The sequence below is a fragment of the Kitasatospora sp. NPDC101176 genome, assembly GCF_044768035.1.
GTDB lineage: Bacteria > Actinomycetota > Actinomycetes > Streptomycetales > Streptomycetaceae > Kitasatospora.
Genome location: NZ_JBIWPA010000002.1, coordinates 44,729 through 61,946, shown reverse-complemented (window position 1 = coordinate 61,946; position 17,218 = coordinate 44,729). Strand labels below are relative to the sequence as shown.

Below are 17,218 nucleotides of genomic sequence, written 5' to 3'. Positions count from 1 at the left end.
CTTTTCCGGGGCCGCGCCGCCGCCCGCCGGGCCCGCCCGGGCCGGGCCCGGGGCGGGGTCCGGCCCGGGCGTCCCCGCCCTACTGGTTCTTCGGCGGCTGGTAGTCCTTGCCGAGCACCACCACGAGGTCCGCGTTCTGGGCGTCCCCGACCTTCTTCGCCGCGGTGTCCGGCAGGCCGAGACTGGTCGCCAGCGACTTCGCCGCGGCCTGCCGGGCGTCGTCGGTGTAGCGGATCTCACTGGTGGCCTGCGGGGCGGTCTTGGAGCCGCCGGGGATGAAGGTCAGGCCGGAGTTGACCACCTGGACCTGTGCGGCGGCGGCCGCCTGGTCGTTCCCGGTGGCGTCCTGGATCGAGACCCGGGCCGGGGCCTCGCCGGAGGCCGCGGACTTCACGGTGCCGCCGAGCACGTCCTTGACCTGCTTGCCCGCGGTGGCCTCGTCCAGGCCGCCGTCCGGCTTGACGGTCAGCGCGGTGGTGCCGAGGTGGCCGTCCTTCGCCTGCTGGGCGAGCTGGGCGAGCACCCCGGCGAGGGCGTCCTCGGGCAGCGAGGGGTCGAGCACCGCGTTCATCCGGTGCACGTCGTCCTTGGCGTCCTTCAGCTCGGTGGGCATGGTGCGCAGGACCGCGTCCATCACCTGCCCGAAGCGGGCCAGCTGGGCGTCGCGGTTCTCCCCCTGCGCCTGCAGGGTGGCGTAGGCGACCGCGGCCTTTCCGTTGAGCATGGTGTTCTTGCCCGCCGCGGAGAGCAGCTTGCCGTCCGGCTTGCCGCCCTCGTGGGTCTCGGCGTTGGTGTCCACGCGGACTCCGCCGAGCTGGGAGACCAGCATCTCCAGGTACGGGGTGTCCAGGCGCCAGGTGCCGGCGACCGGGGCCCCGAGCACGGTGGACAGGCCGTCGCGGGTGGCCGAGGCGCCCATGCTGTCCATGGCCTGGCCGACGGTGGTGACCGGCGGGTCGCCGGGGCCGGGCAGGCGCAGGGTGTCGGGCAGCAGCAGGACGGTGCCCTTCTTGCCGGTGACGTCGTTGACCAGCAGCGCGCTGGAGACCTTGCCCTGCAGGTCGCGCAGGTGCACCACGTTGACCTGGCGCGGGCCGGCCGCGCTCGCCGCGGTCTGCTTGTCGCCGGTGAACCAGAGGTAGCCGCCGGTGCCGGCCGCCGCGAGGGCCACCACCACGCCGAGGCCGATCAGCCGGTTGCGCAGCTTGCGGCGGCGCTCGGCGCGCACCTCGCTGCGGGACTCGGCGAACTTCAGCCAGTCGATGACGTCCTCGGTCTCCTCTGCCTCTTCGTCGACGAAGGTGAACTCGCCCGTGGGGTAGTCGTCCTTGGACGCCTTCGAGCCGGCCTTGCCGGCCCGGGCCCCGCCGACCATCTCGGACGGCGGCTCGGGCTTGGCCGGGGCCGCGGCGGGCTTGGGCGCGCGCGGGCGCGGCGGCGCGGGGGCCGGGGGCTCGGCGGTGACGGCCGGTCCGGGTCGCTGCCCGGGCCGGGCCCCGGGCTCGGGCTCGGGTTCGGCCACCGCCGGGGCGGCCGGGTAGGCCTGCTGCTGGTAGCCGTCGTAGCCGTACTGCTGGTCCTGGTAGCCGTAGCCGCCCTGCTGCTGGTACGCCTGGCCGGCCTGTCCCGGCTGCACGGGCTGTCCGTACGGGTCGTACTGCTGCTCGTACTGGTCGTACTGCTGCGGCTGCTGCTGGTACGCCTGGTACGGCTGCTGCTGGTAGGGCTGCTGCTCCTGGTAGCCGTAGGCGTCCTGGGAGTACACCGGCTGCCCGTACTGGTCGTACTGCTGCGGCTGCTGGTACGCCTGGTACGGCTGCTGGTACTGCCCCGTCGACCACTCCTCCGGCTGCTGGTGCTGCTGGCCGCCGCTGCGATCACTCACGCCCGCTCCTGGTCAGGTCCGGTGCGGCGCGTACAGCGCCCGCTTGTCGATGTAGCGGACCACGCCGTCCGGGACGAGGTACCAGACCGGTTCGCCCTTGGCGACCCGGTTGCGGCAGTCCGTGGAGGAGATGGCCAGCGCCGGGACCTCCACCAGGGAGACCCCGCCCACCGGAAGCCCGGCGTCCGACAGAGTGTGCCCCGGGCGGGTGCATCCGATGAAGTGGGCGAGCGAGAAGAGCTCCTCGGAGTCGCGCCAGGACAGGATCTGGGCGAGCGCGTCGGCACCGGTGATGAAGAAGAGGTCGGCGTCCGGGTGCATGGCGTGCAGGTCGCGCAGGGTGTCGACGGTGTACGTCGGGCCCTCGCGGTCGATGTCGATCCGGCTGACCGAGAACTGCGGGTTCTCGGCGGTGGCGATGACCGTCATCAGGTAGCGGTCCTCGGCCGGGGTGACCTGGCGGTCGCTCTTCTGCCACGGCTGCCCGGTCGGGACGAAGACCACCTCGTCCAGGTGGAACGCGCTCGCCACCTCGCTGGCGGCGACCAGGTGGCCGTGGTGGATCGGGTCGAAGGTTCCGCCCATCACGCCGAGGCGCTTCTTCACCGGTTCCGGTCCGCCGGGATTCCCGGCCTGCTCTCCCATGCCGCCACACCTTACGCGACGCCCGTTACGGTGCGGGAACGCCCGGGTGGGGGTCCTCCGCAGACGCCTCGGGGAGCGTCCGGCGCACGGGCCGGACGCCCCCCGGGCGGCGTCGGGACGGGCTCAGCGGTCCCGGTTGAAGCGGGTGGTGACGAAGAGCAGGAGCAGCAGGATGAACAGTGCGGCGCCACCCGTCAGGTACGGGTTGAGGCTGTCGTGGTTGCCCCCCTCGCCCTCGGCGAGCAGGTTCAGGACGGGGAGTGCGGCGGCAGTGTTCATGGTCGGCGTGACCTTCTCGGCTCGGGTGAACGGACCTGGGGTTCTTCCGGGCCGGTGAGGGCCCACCCGTCATCGTACGGGGGGTCACACCGCAACCGCTCGGCGGCCCACCGCCGCTGACCGGGGGTGAGCCCCACCGGGGCGGGCAGCAGGTCCGACGCGCCCCGGGCGGGGCCCCGCGGGGCCTCAGTTGCCGCGGAAGGCGCGCGCCATGATCCAGACCAGCAGGCCGACGCCGACGAACGACGCCACCACGATGATCCGCAGGAAGATACCCGGGCCGGCCTCGTTCGAGATGGGCGTGGCCAGGCTGACAAGCGCGTCGGTGGACATCTGCGGGCTCCTCGAACTGCTCGGTACCGCGGCCGGGTCCGGTCTCGGTTCTCCAGGGCATTCAGGGTAGACCGGCCTCACACCGGCGGCCCCCACCGGCCCCCGCGCCGCGCCCGGTCCGGCTCCTGGTGCCCGCCCGGCCCGGGTACGCGTGCCCGCCCGGGGACGAGTACGCAACCACGGACGTTGCAGATTCAGTCGTTGAAGGAGCACAGCAGCGGGGGGCCGGCCGCCGGGCCGGGGCCGCCGTCGACCAGGAGGTACCCGGACCATGACCGACCCGACCGTGAAGACCCCCAGCCGGCGCCGCCAGCGCTTCGCCGGCATCTCCACCCGTGCCTGGGAGCACCCGGCGGACCGGTCCGCCCTGGTCGCCCTGCGCAAGCTGACCGGCTTCGACGACGTGCTGAAGAAGCTCGCCGGGCTGGTCTCCGAGCGCTCGATCCGGCTGATGTTCCTGGCCACCGCCGTGAAGACCTCCGAGCGCCAGTTCCCCGAGCTGTACGACATGGTGCGCGACGCGGCCTACGTGCTCGACCTGGAGAAGGTCCCGGACCTGTACGTGACCCAGGACCCGACGGTCAACGCGTACTGCATCGGCATCGACACCCCGGTCATCGTGATCACCAGCGGCCTGGTCGACCTGATGGACGAGGAGGAGCTGCGCTCGGTCATCGGCCACGAGGTCGGCCACGCGATGTCCGGCCACGCCGTCTACCGGACGATGCTGATGATCCTCACCAACATCGCCACCCGGGTCGCCTGGGTGCCGCTCGGCAACCTGGCGATCATGGCGGTCGTCACCGCGCTCAAGGAGTGGTTCCGCAAGGCGGAGCTGTCCAGCGACCGCGCGGGCCTGCTCGCCGGGCAGGACCTCCAGGCGTCCATGCGGGCCCTGATGAAGCTGGCCGGCGGGCACGACCTGGCCGAGCTGAACGTCGACGCCTTCCTGGAGCAGGCCGAGGAGTACGAGAAGGCCGGGGACCTGCGCGACGGCGTGCTCAAGCTGCTCCAGGTGCTGCCGCAGAGCCACCCGTTCGCGGTGGTCCGGGTCGCCCAGCTGAAGAAGTGGGCCGAGAGCGAGGACTACCGCTCGATCCTGGCCGGCGCCTACCCGCGCCGGGCGGACGACCCGAACACCTCGGTCGGCGAGCAGTGGAAGGCCGCCGCCGACCACTACACGTCCTCGGTGAAGGACAGCAAGGACCCGCTGATGGGCCTGATCCGGGACGTCGCCGGAGGTGCCGCGAACGTCGGCGGCAAGCTCCGCGACACCTTCACGGGCGCCGCCCGCCCGTCCGCCGCCCCGCGCGAGGACGGCGAGGACCGCGGCAAGGGCTGACCCGCCCGCCCGTCGACGGCCGGTGCCCCTGGGCGCCGGCCGTCGCCGTACCCGGGCGGAGAGGAAGGCCGCCGTACCCGGGCGGAGAGGAAGGCTCGTACCCGCGCGGGGAAGCCCGGACCCCGCCGCGGCGGAGAGGAAGCCCCGGCCACGGGCGGCGCGAAGCCCCCGGACGCCGGGGGAAAGCCCCCGGGAGCCGTGCCTCAGCCGCCCGCCAGCACCCCGCAGACCTGCCACGCCGGGTGCGCGTGGTTGCCCGGGTCGATCGCCGCCGGTGCCGGGACCTGGGTGCCCTGCGCGGTCGCGAGCACCGGCTGCAGGAACCCGGCCATCGAACCGCTGCAGGGCTGGGGGCCGGCCTGGATGACCGAGTCCACCAGCCTCAGCTGCGCCGAGGCGAGGTCGACCCGGTCGAACTGGAAGGTCAGCTGCCGCCGCACGGTCTCCAGGGTCACCGGCGCGCCGGCCGGGGCTCCGGCCGCCTTCAGCGCGTAGACGAAGGTGTGGTCGGTGGTGATCTGCAGGGTGCCGCTGTCCGCCTCGTCGATCCGCATCGCGCCGGTCACCTTGACGGAGTCCGCGGCGAGCGCGACCTGTGCCGGGTCGAAGCGGACCAGCCAGCCGGTGAGCGCGTGGTGCCGGTCGTCGACGGGCTGGGCGACGCTGGTGTCGAACTGGGCCTGCTCCCCCGGGGTCACGAAGGCCCGCACGTCGTCGGTGGCGCCCTGGACGAGGGTGCCCGGAGCGAGCGACGAGGCGACCAGGTAGCGCTGGACGGTGTCGAGCGCCTTGGTGACCTCGACCCGGCTGAAGTGCTCGGTGGCGGCCCCGCTCGGGGTGCCCAGGCCGATCGCACCGTCGCTGTAGCCGACCGGCAGCGCGGCGAACGGATCGGCCGGATCGGCGACCGGTCTGACCGCCGCGGCGGGGCTCAACGCGACCAGACTGACGGTCAGTTGACTGCCCTCGGGCCGGGCCGAGATCCGGTTCGGCGAGCTGACCCCGAAGTACACCGCGGCCCCGAAGGCCAGCAGGATGAGCAGCAGCAGGGCGAGCGCCTGCCGCGGGACGGTGCCCAGCGGACCGAGCCGCACCCGGGCCCGGGTGGCCTTCCCGAAGGACCCGGCCAGCCGCTCCCGGGCGGACAGCTCCTGGATCCGGGCAGCCCGGACGAACGATTCGTCGAAAACGACGGACCGGTATTCGTCCTCGTTGCCGGAACCACCGTCGGGCGTACCCTCCGGAGGTTCTCGCGGGTCACCCATGACACCAGGGTAAGGCGGATCCGGGCCGCTCCACGAGGGTGCTCACACAGATTCCCGGGAGCGCTCCGTGACCACCCGCCCCGACCCGCACCGCCGCTACGACGTCACCCCGCGGGTGCGGTGACCACGAGCGACGGCTCGGCCGGCGCGGGTCGCGGGTCCGTCCCCGCGCTGCTGCTGCCGGACTCGGGGCGCCGGGGCGCGCCGGCCGGCCCGCCCACGCCCTGGTAGATCGCCGCGACGGCGACCGCCACCAGGCTCACGCCCATGATCACGGCGAGGATCCAGGCCACCGGCCGGTGCCAGCGCTGCTGCGCCACGTACCGTCCGCGCCCGCGCAGCGGGTCGGCACCCCGCCCGCCCCGGCGGCGGCCCTGGCGGCCGGTCGCCCGGCCCGGGCCCGACCAGGGGTCGGGGTAGTGGTGGTCGTCGTCGAGTCCGCTCGGGTACGGGCGCAGCTCCAGCGGCAGCCCGTCCCCGGCCGTGACGTCATACCCCCAGCCCGGGCCCGCGGAGTCCGGCTCGAACCGGGCCTCGGCGGCGGCGAGCTGCCGCTCCTTGGCCGTCGGCTCGTGCACGGCGGCGGACCGGACGAAGGCCTCATCGAAGACCACGGTGGCGAACTCGTCGTCCGCACCACCGTGGTCGGCGCCGTCGGGGTACGGCAAGCCCCCCACATCCTCAGCCACGGATTCAGCGTATTACCGGGCGGGCGATTTGTCTGTGGCTCCTCGCAGTTGGTCCGTCGCCCGTGTGACGCGGGGCGCTCCGGGCCGGGTCAGCCGGCGTCCGCGGCCCCGCCGACGGTCTGCGTCGCCTCGCCCCGCACGTGCCCGTCACCAGTGACGATGTACTTGGTGCTGGTCAGCTCGGGCAGGCCCATCGGGCCGCGGGCGTGCAGCTTCTGGGTCGAGATCCCGATCTCCGCGCCGAAGCCGAACTCACCGCCGTCGGTGAAGCGGGTGGAGGCGTTGACGGCGACGGTGGTCGAGTCGACCAGCTGGGTGAACCGCCGGGCGGCGGCCTGCGAGGTGGTGACGATGGCCTCGGTGTGGCCGGAGGACCAGCGGCGGATGTGCTCCACCGCGGCGTCCAGCGAGGGCACCACGGCCGCCGCCAGGTCGTAGGAGAGGTACTCGGTGCCCCAGTCCTCGTCGGTGGCGGGCACCGCGGTGACGCCGGTGCCCTCGGCGGCCTTGAGCACCGCGTCGTCGCCGTGCACGGTGACCCCGGCCTCGGCGAGGGCGGCCAGCGCGAGCGGCAGGAAGGCGTCCGCGACGTCCTGGTGGACCAGCAGCGTCTCGGCGGAGTTGCAGACGCTGACCCGCTGCGCCTTGGAGTTCAGCAGGATGCCGACGGCCATCGCCAGGTCGGTCCGCGCGTCCACGTAGACGTGGCAGTTGCCGGTGCCGGTCTCGATCACGGGGACGGTCGAGCCCTCGACCACGGCGCGGATCAGCGAGGCGCCGCCGCGCGGGATGAGCACGTCGACGAGGCCTCGGGCGCGCATCAGCTCCTGGACGGACTCCCGGCTCTCTCCCGGCACCAGCTGGACGGCGTCGGCGGGCAGTCCGGCGGCGGCGACGGCGTCCCGCAGGACGGCGACCAGCGCGGTGTTGGAGCGGTAGGCGGAGGCCGAACCGCGCAGCAGTACGGCGTTGCCGGACTTGAGGCAGAGGGCCGCGGCGTCCACGGTCACGTTCGGCCTGGCCTCGTAGATGATGCCGACCACGCCGAGCGGCACCCGTACCTGGCGCACGTCCAGGCCGTTGGGCAGCGTGTAGCCGCGCAGCACCTCGCCGACCGGGTCGAGCAGGCCGACGACCTGCCGCACGTCGGCGGCGATCGCGGCGATCCGCTCGTGGTCGAGGCTCAGCCGGTCGATCACCGACTCGGCGGTGCCGGCCTCGCGGGCCCGGGCCACGTCCTCGGCGTTGGCCGCGGTGATCTCGGCGCTGCGGGCCACCAGCGCGTCCGCGATCGCCAGCAGCGCGGCGTCCTTCGCCCGGCGCGGCAGCGGGGCGATCGCGGCGGCGGCCTCCCGGGCTCGGCGCGCTACGGCGAGGACGGGGCTGTCGGCGGTGGCGAGGTCGCTGGTCATGCGCCCAGGGTAGCGACTGCGCCGGCCGTGCCGGTCCGCCGTTTCGCCATCCGAACGCCGGGCCGGACGCACCCCGCCGCAGCCGGCCGGCGCGCGCCGGCCGGGCCACGCGATCACCCCGCCCGGACGCACCGCGCCCGGACCCACCGCACCCGCCGCCCGCCCGGCGCCCGCCCGGCGCTCAGTACGGGTGCACGCCCCCCAGGTGCGGCGACGGCTCGCCGAATCCCTCCGCCACCCGCTTGTGGTACGTCGCCCGGTCGACCACCTCCAGGCCGACGATCTCCCACGGCGGCAGGTTGGCGGTGAGCTTGTGCTCGCCCCACAGCCGCAGCGCGATCGCCGCCGCGTCGTGCAGGTCCCGGGCCTGCTCCCAGTACCGGATCTCCGCGTGGTCGGCGGCGTAGCGCGCGGTCAGGAAGAACGAGTGGTCGTGCGCCAGCCGCTCCAGCGAGGCCCGCAGCGAGGACAGCGGGGTCACCTGCCCGGACACGCTCAGCACCACGTGCCAGAGCCGGGCCTGCTCGGGCACGGTGGGCGGCTCCCCCTCGTCGGCGCGCTGCGCCGGCGGCCTGCGCACCCCTCGGGGCCCCTGCGGCGGCGGACCGGCCGGCTGCGCGGGGGCGTCCCCGCGTCCGCCGTCGATGCTGGTGAGCCGCCGGCCCGCGGTCCCCGCGGTCAGCGCCGTCTCGCGCCTGCGTTCCACCGGCGGCCTCCTGTTCGGCGATGTCGTGTCGTCCCCCCGCACCGGTCCCGTCGGCCCTCGGCCGACCGGTCCGGCTGCACCCCTCCTCGCCCGCGGCCGGGCCGCTCCCCCTGCGGAGCGGCCCGCCGACCGCGCTCCGCCGGCCGGCCGGTGCCGGCGCGTGGGCCGGTCAGCCGCGCAGAACGACCAGGTCGTCGCGGTGGACGACCTCGCGCTCGTACGCGGCGCCGAACTCCTGGGCCAGGTCGCGGGTGGACCGGCCGAGCAGGCGGGGCAACTCCCTCGCATCAAAGTTGACCAGTCCACGAGCCACGATGTGGCCGTTTTCGGCAAGAAGGTCCACCGGATCACCCGCGGCGAACTCCCCGTCGACCTTGGTGACCCCGGCCGGGAGCAGGGAGGCGCCGCCCGAGACGACCGCCGTGACGGCGCCCGCGTCCAGGTGCAGGGCCCCGCGCGGGCTGCTCGCGTGGGCGAGCCAGAGCATCCGGTCGGAGGTGCGGCTGCCGGTGCGCAGGAACAGGGTGCCGGTGGGCCGGCCGGCCAGCGCGTCGGCGGCGTGGCTGGCGGCGGTGAGCACCACCGGGATGCCCGCTCCGGTGGCGATCCGGGCCGCCTCGACCTTGGTGACCATGCCGCCGGTGCCGACGCCCGCCTTGCCCGCGCTGCCGATCTCGATGCCGTCGAGGTCGTGCGGGCCGCTCACCCGGTCGATCCGGCTGGTGCCGGGGCGGGAGGGGTCGCCGTCGTAGAGCCCGTCGACGTCGGAGAGCAGCACCAGCAGGTCGGCCCGGACGAGGTGGGCGACCAGGGCCGCGAGCCGGTCGTTGTCGCCGAACTTGATTTCGGCGGTGGCGACGGTGTCGTTCTCGTTGACGACCGGCATCGCGCCCATCGCGAGCAGCTGGTCGAGGGTGCGGTAGGCGTTGCGGTAGTGGGCGCGCCGGCTGGCGTCCTCGGCGGTGAGCAGGACCTGGCCGACCCGGATGCCGTAGCGGGCGAAGGAGGCGGTGTAGCGGGCGACCAGCAGGCCCTGACCGACGCTGGCGGCGGCCTGCTGGCGGGCGAGGTCCTTGGGGCGCTTGTCGAGGCCGAGCGGCGCGAGCCCGGCGGCGATGGCGCCGGAGGAGACGAGGACCACCTCGGGCGCGTCCGGGCGGGCCCGCACCTTGGCCAGCGCGTCCACCAGGGCGTCGACCCGGTCGGCGTCCAGGCCGCCGGCCGCCGTGGTGAGTGAGGAGGAGCCGACCTTGACGACGATCCGCCGCGCGGTCAGCACCTCCTGCCGCAGTGAGTCCTCGCTCATCTCGCTGTACGCCCTTCCGGTGTGGTGCTGGTGCGGCGGGCCGGGCCCGGCCGTCGCCTCCGAAATCTACGCGATCCGCGCAGGTCGCCCTCCGGTTGTTTCACCGGCTGGACCCGTCCCGGTCACGGCCTCGCCACAGCGCGGCCGGCAATCCGGATGGCTGGTATGGTCCCTGACCGCAAGCCAGATCGGGGGACGGCTTCTTGCCCGCTGAACCCATTCGTCTTCGACTCTCGTGTCATCGGGCGGCACCGCAATGGGCAGGCCGGCAACGGTTCGCGGTCGCGCGCCCAGGAAAGCGCACCATGCGTACGTACACCACCAAGCTCACCGTCGCCGCCCTGGCGGCGGCCACCGCGCTGTCGCTCGCGGCCTGCGGCCCGGACAACGCGGACACCCCGGCGGGGACGGGCGGCGCCACGGGCGCGGCCCCGGCCCAGACCGGCGCGGCGACCGGCGGCGCGGCCACCGGCGGTGCCGCGACCGGGGGTGCCGCCACGGGCGGCGCGGCCGGCGGCTCGACCGCGGCCCCGACCGGCGCGACCGGCGGCGCGGCCACGGGCGGCGCGGCCACCGCCGGTGCCACGGGCGGGGCGGCCACGGCCGGCGGGACCGGCGGCGCGGCCACCGGCGGCGGCGCGGGCGGCGGCAAGCTGCCGCAGGCCGGCACCGCGGTGAAGTTCGGCCAGCCCGCCACCGTCGACTTCGCCGACAAGACCTTCAACGCCGCGGCCAAGCTGGAGATCACCGTCACCGGCGTGACCCCCGGCTCGCTCAAGGACTTCCAGGACGCCAAGGCCCCCACCACGGGCCTGGACGGCCGGGCGATCTACTACGTCAGCTGGACGATGAAGAACCTCGGGGACTCCAAGCTGACCTTCGCGGCGCCCAACTCCAAGTTCAAGGTCTACGACGCCTCGGGCGGCACCGCCAGCTTCGCCAACCCGACCGGCTCCACCCCCGTCGCCAAGTGCACCACCCCGAGCTTCTCGGGTGCCACCAAGGGCGTCGAGTTCAAGGGCTGCGACATCGTCAGCTTCCCGGCCGGCGGCGTCCCGGCGATGGTCGGCTACGGCGACTCGACCGACATCACCAAGGTCCAGGCGGCCTGGACGAAGTGACGTCCCGCCGGCGCTGAACACGCGAGCGGCCCCCGCCACCCGGACGGGTGGCGGGGGCCGCTCGCGGCTGCGCGGACTCAGTCCTCGTCGTCACCCTCGATGGCGGCCTGGCGGCCGCTGGAGAGCGCCTCGAAGGCGAGGAACTCGGCCTCGGCCGCGTCCCGGCCCTTCTGCTTCTCGCGGCGGCGGTCGACGGCCGGGCGCGGGTTCTCGAAGCGGTGGTCCTCGCCGCGGCGGCCGAGCATCTCGGCGCCGGCGGCCATGGTCGGCTCCCAGTCGAAGACCACGGCGTTGTCGTCCGGGCCGATGATGACGGTGTCGCCCTCGTGGGCGCCGACCTTCCAGAGCCGGTCCTCGACGCCGAGGCGGGCCAGCCGGTCCGCCAGGTAGCCGACGGCCTCGTCGTTGGAGAAGTCGGTCTGGCGGACCCAGCGCTCCGGCTTGCTGCCGCGGATGCGGTAGGCGCCGTCCTCCTCGGTGATGGTGAAGCCGGCGTCGTCCACGGCGACGGGCCGCAGCACGATCCGGGTCGACTCCTCGACGGGCTTGGCGGCCCGCGCCTCGGCGACGATCTGGGCCAGCGCGAAGCTCAGCTCGCGCAGGCCCTTGCGGGAGGCCGCGGAGACCTCGAAGACGCGGTAGCCGCGCTCCTCCAGGGACGCCCGGGTGAGGTCGGCGATGTCCTGGCCGTCCGGCACGTCCACCTTGTTGAGCGCGACCAGGCGCGGCCGGTCCTCGAGACCGCCGTACTGGGCCAGCTCGGCCTCGATGGTCTCCAGGTCGGTCAGCGGGTCGCGGCCCGGCTCCAGGGTGGCGCAGTCCAGCACGTGCACCAGCACCGAGCAGCGCTCGACGTGCCGCAGGAACTCCAGGCCGAGCCCGCGGCCCTGGCTGGCGCCGGGGATCAGGCCGGGCACGTCGGCGATGGTGTAGACGGTGTCGCCGGCGGTGACCACGCCCAGGTTGGGGATCAGGGTGGTGAACGGGTAGTCCGCGATCTTCGGCTTGGCGGCGGAGAGCACCGAGATCAGCGAGGACTTGCCGGCGCTCGGGTACCCCACCAGGGCCACGTCGGCGACGGACTTGAGCTCCATGACGATGTCACGGGCCTCACCGGGTTCGCCGAGCAGCGCGAAGCCGGGCGCCTTGCGGCGGGCCGAGGCGAGCGCGGCGTTGCCGAGGCCGCCGCGGCCGCCCTGGGCGGCGACGAAGCTGGTGCCGTGGCCGACCAGGTCGGCGAGCACGTTGCCGCTGCGGTCCAGCACCACGGTGCCGTCCGGCACCAGCAGGACGAGGTCCTCGCCGTCCGCACCGGTGCGGTTGCCGCCCGCGCCGGGCTTGCCGTTGGTGGCCTTGCGCTTGGGCGAGTGGTGGTACTCGAGCAGGGTGGTGATCTGGGCGTCCACGGTGAGGATGACGCTGCCGCCCTCCCCGCCGTTGCCGCCGTCCGGGCCGCCGAGCGGCTTGAACTTCTCGCGGTGCACGGAGGCGCAGCCGTGGCCCCCGTTACCCGCGGCGACGTGAAGTTCGACGCGGTCCACGAAGGTGGTCATGGGTGTGCCTCCAGTACGGATGAGTCTGCTTCTACCTGCGTAAAGCATGAAGGGTGGACCGGAACATTCCGGCCCACCCTTCATTGTGAGTCTGGTGTGACTCAGGCCTCGGAGGCCACGATGTTGACGACCTTGCGGCCGCGACGGGTGCCGAACTGCACCGCACCGGCGGTCAGCGCGAACAGCGTGTCGTCGCCGCCACGGCCGACGCCCGCACCCGGGTGGAAGTGGGTGCCGCGCTGGCGGACGAGGATCTCGCCGGCGGAGACGACCTGGCCGCCGAAGCGCTTCACGCCGAGGCGCTGGGCGTTCGAGTCACGGCCGTTACGGGTAGAGCTTGCGCCCTTCTTGTGTGCCATTTTCGGCTATCCCCTTACTTGCTGACCGAGTCGATGCTGGTGATGCGCACCGCGGTGTGCTTCTGACGGTGACCCTGGCGACGGCGGTAGCCGGTCTTGTTCTTGTAGCGCAGGATGACGATCTTGTCACCCTTGGTCTGGTCGACCACCTCGGCGTGGGCCTTCACGCCGGCGAGGACCCACGGGTCGGAGGTGACGGCCTCGCCGTCGACGACCAGGATGGTCGAGAGCTCGACCGAGTCACCCGGCTTGGCCTCGATACGGTCGATCTCCAGCACGTCGCCGACGGCGACCTTGTGCTGGCGGCCGCCTGCGCGAACGATCGCGTACATGCGGTACCTGCTTTCCTTGCTCGGTCGGAACTCCCGACGCCAGCCACCTGGGTACGGACACAGAGGCCTCTCCCCTCGGAACCGCGCGGACGCGGCCACCTCGGGAAGGTGATGTGCTCGGGAGCGTGGCGTAGACACGCCGAGGGTCAAGAATACGGACCGCCCGCCCGGGGGGCAAACCGGCCCGTACGGCCCGGGGCGGGAAGGGTCCCGCCCCGGGCCGGGGCACTACTCGGCGGCCGTATCACCTTCGGCCGCCGCGGCCTTCTTGGCCGCCGCGCTCGTCCGCTTGGTGGCGGTCTTGCGGGCGGTGGTCTTCTTGGCCGCCGCGGTCGTCTTCTTGGCGGCGGTCTTCTTCGCAGCGGTCTTGCGGGCGGCCCGCTTCTTGGGCGCCGGCGCCTCCTCCGCGGACTCCTCGACCGCGGACCCCTCGACCGCGGCCTCGGCGGCGGGGGCCTCGACGGCCTCCGTCTCCGCGACGGCCTCGGCCTCGGTCTCCGCGACCTCGACGGCCTGCGGCTCCTCGGCGGCGGGGGTCTCGGCCGCGGGGGCCTCGACCGCCTCCACGGGCTCGGCGGCCGGGGCGGCGGCCTCCAGGGCCGCCTCCAGCGCCGCGTCGGCCCGCGCCTGCAGCACCACGATCTCGGCACCGCCCGGCGTACCGGCCGGAGCCGTCGCCTTGCGCACCGCGCGGCGGCGGGTGCGGCCGGCCGGGGCCGCCGTGACGGCCGGGATCTCGACCAGGTCCGGCTGGGCCGCCGGGGCCTCGGCCGGCTCCTCGGTGCCCGGGACCTCCAGGGCCAGCTGGCCCTCGATCTCCTCGCGCACCGGCTCGACCGCGAGCTCGGCCTCGACCTCGGCCTCGGTCACCGCGGCCTCGACGGCCTGCGGCTCCTCGTGGGCCGCCCCGCCCTTGCCCCGGCGGCGGCGCTTGCCGCTGCCCGCGGCCGGCTCGCCGGCCGGCGCGGCCGGGGTGTGGACGTGGGTGCTCGGCTGCTCCATGTGGACGATCACGCCGCGGCCGTTGCAGTGCACGCACGGCTCGGAGAAGGACTCCAGCAGGCCCTGGCCGACCCGCTTGCGGGTCATCTGGACCAGGCCCAGCGAGGTGACCTCGGCCACCTGGTGCTTGGTCCGGTCCCGGCCCAGGCACTCCAGCAGGCGGCGCAGCACCAGGTCGCGGTTGGACTCCAGCACCATGTCGATGAAGTCGATCACGATGATGCCGCCGAGGTCGCGCAGCCGCAGCTGGCGCACGATCTCCTCGGCCGCCTCGATGTTGTTCCGGGTGACCGTCTCCTCCAGGTTGCCGCCCTGGCCGACGAACTTCCCGGTGTTGACGTCGATGACGACCATCGCCTCGGTGCGGTCGATCACCAGCGACCCGCCGCTGGGCAGCCAGACCTTGCGGTCCAGCGCCTTCATCAGCTGCTCGTCGATCCGGTAGGTGGCGAACACGTCCACCTCGGAGGTCCACCGCTGGAGCCGCTCGGCGAGGTCCGGGGCCACGTTGGAGACGTAGTCGTGGATGGTGTTCCACGCCTCGTCGCCGGAGACGATGACCTTGGTGAAGTCCTCGTTGAAGATGTCGCGGACGACCCGGACGGTCATGTCCGGCTCGCCGTACAGCAGCGCGGGGGCGTTGCCGGTCGCGGCCTTCTTCTGGATGTCCTCCCACTGCTGCTGCAGTCGCTGGACGTCGCGGGTCAGCTCCTCCTCGGAGGCGCCCTCGGCGGCGGTGCGCACGATGACGCCCGCGTCGTCCGGGACGATCTTCTTGAGGATCTGCTTCAGGCGGGCGCGCTCGTTCTCGGGCAGCTTGCGCGAGATGCCGGTCATCGAGCCCTCGGGCACGTACACGAGGTAGCGGCCGGGCAGCGAGATCTGGCTGGTCAGGCGGGCGCCCTTGTGGCCGATCGGGTCCTTGGAGACCTGCACCAGCACGGACTGGCCGGACTTCAGCACCGACTCGATCCGGCGCGGGCCGCCGTGGCCGCCCAGCGCGCCGAAGTTGACCTCACCGGCGTACAGCACCGCGTTGCGGCCCTTGCCGATGTCGACGAACGCGGCCTCCATCGACGGCAGCACGTTCTGGACCTTGCCCAGGTAGACGTTGCCAACGTACGAGGTGGCCTGCTCCTTGTTCACGTAGTGCTCGACCAGCACGCCGTCCTCGAGGACGCCGATCTGGGTCCGCTGGCCGTTCTGGCGCACCACCATGACGCGCTCGACGGACTCCCGGCGGGCCAGGAACTCGGCCTCGGTGATGATCGGCACCCGGCGGCGGCCCAGCTCGCGGCCCTCGCGGCGGCGCTGCTTCTTGGCCTCCAGACGGGTCGAGCCCTTGATGGACTGCACCTCGTCAGGGTCGAAGGACGGCTCGGTGGAGCGGCGGCGCGGCTCGCGCACCTTCACGACCGTGCGGACGCCGTCCTCGGTGGTCTCGGCGGTCTCGACGGCACCGGCCTCGCCGCTGCGGCGGCGACGGCGGCGACGGCGACGCGAGGAGGACAGGCCGGCGGCCAGGTCGTCGTCCTCGTCGCCCTCCTCGTCGGCGGTCTCGGCCGGCTCCTCGGCGGCGGGCTGCTCGGTCTCGAGGGCCTCGTTCTCGAAGTCCTCGGACTCGCCGCGGCGACGGCGGCGGCCACCCCGGCGGCGACGGCGCGACGGACGGCCGTCCTCCTCCCAGTCACCCTCGGTCTCCGGACCGGCGACGGGGGCCTCGACGACGGGCGCCTCGACGGCCGGCGTCTCGACCGGAGCCTCGGCGGCCTTCTCGGCGGCCTTCTCCGCGGCGCGCTCGGCCCGCTCGGCCTTCTCGGCGGCGCGCTCGGCGGCCTTCACGGCCCGCCCGCCCTTGGAGCGGGCCGGCGGCTGCACCCGCACCGAGGTGCGCACGCGACGGCGGCGGCCGACGCCGCTGTACTCGAACTCGTCCTCCTCGCGCTCGGCGACGGCCGGCTCCTCGGCCTGGGCCGGGGCGGCGGCGGCCGGCTGCTGCGGCTGGGCCGCGGGCTGCGCGACGTAGGGGGCCGGCTCCTGGAACACCGGGGCCTGGAAAATCGCGGTGGACGGGCGGACGGCACGGCGGCGCACCCGGCCGGTCGGCTCGGCGACCGGCGCCGGAGCGGGCTCGGGCTCGACGGCCGCGGCCTCCTCGACCGGCTCCTCCTCGGCGGCGGGCTCCTCGACCGGCGCCTCGACGACCGGCGCGGCCTCGACCACGCGGCGGCGACGGGCCCGGCGGGCCGGAGCCGCAGGGGCCTCCTCGGCCTCGGCGGCGGGCTCCTCGGCCGGCGCCGGGGCGGCGGCGGGCTCCTCGGCCGGGGTCTCGGCGGCGGCCGGCGTACCGGCGGGGGCCTCGGCACGCTTGCGGGTGCGACGGGCCCGGACGGGCTTCTCGGCCACCGGCTCGGCGGCCGGAGCGGCCTCGGCGGGCTCCTCGACGGCCTTCTCGGCCGCCTTGGCCGCCTTCGCCGCGGTCGGCTCGGCGGCGACGGCCTCGGCCGCCTCCGGGGTCCCGGCGGGGGCCTCGGCACGCTTGCGGGTGCGACGGGCCCGGACGGGCTTCTCGGCCACCGGCTCGGCGGCCGGAGCGGCCTCGGCCGCCGGGGCCCCGGCGGCGGGCGCCTCGGCCGGGACGACCGTCTCGGCGGCCTCGGTGGCCGCACCCTGCGGGGTGCCCGCGGGGCGGGACACCGCGCGACGGCGGCGGCGCGGCGGCGCCGCGGACGCGCCCTCGCCGCCGGTCGGGGCGGTTTCGTTCTGTTCCGTGGCCGCGGTCTGCTGCGGATCGGTGTTATCGAGCATGCGGGTGGATCTCCCGTCAGGCCCCCGGGCTCCGCATCCGGGCACGGCACGGCACGGGCGGCCGGCCGGCATCGCGACGATGCTCGGGCCGGACCCATTCACGGTGCCGCCGCGCGGACGCGAGGCCGCACAGGGGCTCGTAGTCTCGCTCGGCGCCCCGCCCTCGGCGGGGTGTCGAAAG

15 protein-coding genes are annotated in these 17,218 nt (G+C 74.5%); 2 read left to right on the top strand and 13 right to left on the bottom strand.

Translation table 11 applies throughout. The features are described from left to right. Positions 1–79: 79 nt before the first annotated feature. The 4 genes from ACIRS1_RS03010 to ACIRS1_RS02995 form a co-directional block, all read right to left on the bottom strand. Positions 80–1,885: an LCP family protein gene (locus tag ACIRS1_RS03010; RefSeq protein WP_402836390.1), complete on the bottom strand. Its 1,806-nt coding sequence runs from the start codon at positions 1,883–1,885 to the stop codon at positions 80–82. A 12-nt stretch (positions 1,886–1,897) separates the two neighbouring features. Next, a complete protein-coding gene (gene nadD / locus ACIRS1_RS03005) occupies positions 1,898–2,530 on the bottom strand; it encodes a nicotinate-nucleotide adenylyltransferase (protein WP_360221799.1) in 633 nt (210 codons plus the stop codon). 123 nt (positions 2,531–2,653) lie between these two features. Further along, complete coding sequence (locus tag ACIRS1_RS03000; protein WP_360221802.1) at positions 2,654–2,809, bottom strand: hypothetical protein; 156 nt, start codon at positions 2,807–2,809, stop codon at positions 2,654–2,656. Positions 2,810–2,995: 186 nt separating this feature from the next. Further along, positions 2,996–3,142 carry a hypothetical protein gene (locus ACIRS1_RS02995; RefSeq protein WP_360221805.1) on the bottom strand — a complete coding sequence of 49 codons (147 nt, stop codon included), beginning with the start codon at positions 3,140–3,142 and terminating at the stop codon, positions 2,996–2,998. 271 nt (positions 3,143–3,413) lie between these two features. Here ACIRS1_RS02995 and ACIRS1_RS02990 point away from each other — a divergent pair, with 271 nt between their 5' ends. Beyond that, complete coding sequence (locus ACIRS1_RS02990; RefSeq protein WP_402836387.1) at positions 3,414–4,484, top strand: M48 family metallopeptidase; 1,071 nt, start codon at positions 3,414–3,416, stop codon at positions 4,482–4,484. A gap of 203 nt (positions 4,485–4,687) precedes the next feature. On the opposite strand, the gene ACIRS1_RS02985 is transcribed toward ACIRS1_RS02990, so the two are convergent. The 5 genes from ACIRS1_RS02985 to proB all read right to left on the bottom strand — a co-directional run bounded on the left by ACIRS1_RS02985 (position 4,688) and on the right by proB (position 9,862). Then, a complete protein-coding gene (locus tag ACIRS1_RS02985) occupies positions 4,688–5,749 on the bottom strand; it encodes a hypothetical protein (protein WP_402836385.1) in 1,062 nt (353 codons plus the stop codon). A 104-nt stretch (positions 5,750–5,853) separates the two neighbouring features. Next, complete coding sequence (locus ACIRS1_RS02980; RefSeq protein ID WP_396316845.1) at positions 5,854–6,426, bottom strand: hypothetical protein; 573 nt, start codon at positions 6,424–6,426, stop codon at positions 5,854–5,856. A gap of 101 nt (positions 6,427–6,527) precedes the next feature. Next, positions 6,528–7,850, bottom strand: coding sequence for a glutamate-5-semialdehyde dehydrogenase (locus ACIRS1_RS02975; RefSeq protein ID WP_402836383.1), 1,323 nt, complete (start codon positions 7,848–7,850; stop codon positions 6,528–6,530). A 181-nt stretch (positions 7,851–8,031) separates the two neighbouring features. Then, positions 8,032–8,556 carry a hypothetical protein gene (locus tag ACIRS1_RS02970; RefSeq protein ID WP_402836382.1) on the bottom strand — a complete coding sequence of 175 codons (525 nt, stop codon included), beginning with the start codon at positions 8,554–8,556 and terminating at the stop codon, positions 8,032–8,034. 169 nt (positions 8,557–8,725) lie between these two features. Beyond that, positions 8,726–9,862 carry a glutamate 5-kinase gene (gene proB, locus ACIRS1_RS02965; RefSeq protein WP_360221823.1) on the bottom strand — a complete coding sequence of 379 codons (1,137 nt, stop codon included), beginning with the start codon at positions 9,860–9,862 and terminating at the stop codon, positions 8,726–8,728. Positions 9,863–10,167: 305 nt separating this feature from the next. Here proB and ACIRS1_RS02960 point away from each other — a divergent pair, with 305 nt between their 5' ends. Next, positions 10,168–10,983 carry a hypothetical protein gene (locus ACIRS1_RS02960; RefSeq protein WP_402836381.1) on the top strand — a complete coding sequence of 272 codons (816 nt, stop codon included), beginning with the start codon at positions 10,168–10,170 and terminating at the stop codon, positions 10,981–10,983. A 77-nt stretch (positions 10,984–11,060) separates the two neighbouring features. Here the strand turns inward: ACIRS1_RS02960 and obgE are convergent, their stop codons facing one another. The 4 genes from obgE to ACIRS1_RS02940 form a co-directional block, all read right to left on the bottom strand. Further along, positions 11,061–12,536: a GTPase ObgE gene (obgE, locus tag ACIRS1_RS02955; RefSeq protein WP_360211508.1), complete on the bottom strand. Its 1,476-nt coding sequence runs from the start codon at positions 12,534–12,536 to the stop codon at positions 11,061–11,063. Between the two features lie 101 nt (positions 12,537–12,637). Beyond that, positions 12,638–12,895: a 50S ribosomal protein L27 gene (rpmA, locus tag ACIRS1_RS02950; protein ID WP_360211510.1), complete on the bottom strand. Its 258-nt coding sequence runs from the start codon at positions 12,893–12,895 to the stop codon at positions 12,638–12,640. 14 nt (positions 12,896–12,909) lie between these two features. Beyond that, positions 12,910–13,227 (bottom strand): 50S ribosomal protein L21, encoded by a 318-nt coding sequence (gene rplU, locus ACIRS1_RS02945; protein WP_188307842.1) that lies wholly within the window; start codon positions 13,225–13,227, stop codon positions 12,910–12,912. Between the two features lie 228 nt (positions 13,228–13,455). Further along, positions 13,456–17,037 carry a ribonuclease E/G gene (locus ACIRS1_RS02940; protein WP_402836380.1) on the bottom strand — a complete coding sequence of 1,194 codons (3,582 nt, stop codon included), beginning with the start codon at positions 17,035–17,037 and terminating at the stop codon, positions 13,456–13,458. Positions 17,038–17,218: the final 181 nt, after the last annotated feature.

Coding starts and splice junctions, on each gene's coding strand:
- ACIRS1_RS02940 (WP_402836380.1), bottom strand. CDS start 17,037: ATGCTCGATAACACCGATCCGCAGCAGACCGCGGCCACGGAACAGAAC.
- ACIRS1_RS02990 (WP_402836387.1), top strand. CDS start 3,414: ATGACCGACCCGACCGTGAAGACCCCCAGCCGGCGCCGCCAGCGCTTC.
- ACIRS1_RS02995 (WP_360221805.1), bottom strand. CDS start 3,142: ATGTCCACCGACGCGCTTGTCAGCCTGGCCACGCCCATCTCGAACGAG.
- ACIRS1_RS02975 (WP_402836383.1), bottom strand. CDS start 7,850: ATGACCAGCGACCTCGCCACCGCCGACAGCCCCGTCCTCGCCGTAGCG.
- ACIRS1_RS02960 (WP_402836381.1), top strand. CDS start 10,168: ATGCGTACGTACACCACCAAGCTCACCGTCGCCGCCCTGGCGGCGGCC.
- nadD (WP_360221799.1), bottom strand. CDS start 2,530: ATGGGAGAGCAGGCCGGGAATCCCGGCGGACCGGAACCGGTGAAGAAG.
- rpmA (WP_360211510.1), bottom strand. CDS start 12,895: ATGGCACACAAGAAGGGCGCAAGCTCTACCCGTAACGGCCGTGACTCG.
- proB (WP_360221823.1), bottom strand. CDS start 9,862: ATGAGCGAGGACTCACTGCGGCAGGAGGTGCTGACCGCGCGGCGGATC.
- rplU (WP_188307842.1), bottom strand. CDS start 13,227: ATGTACGCGATCGTTCGCGCAGGCGGCCGCCAGCACAAGGTCGCCGTC.
- obgE (WP_360211508.1), bottom strand. CDS start 12,536: ATGACCACCTTCGTGGACCGCGTCGAACTTCACGTCGCCGCGGGTAAC.
- ACIRS1_RS03000 (WP_360221802.1), bottom strand. CDS start 2,809: ATGAACACTGCCGCCGCACTCCCCGTCCTGAACCTGCTCGCCGAGGGC.
- ACIRS1_RS02985 (WP_402836385.1), bottom strand. CDS start 5,749: ATGGGTGACCCGCGAGAACCTCCGGAGGGTACGCCCGACGGTGGTTCC.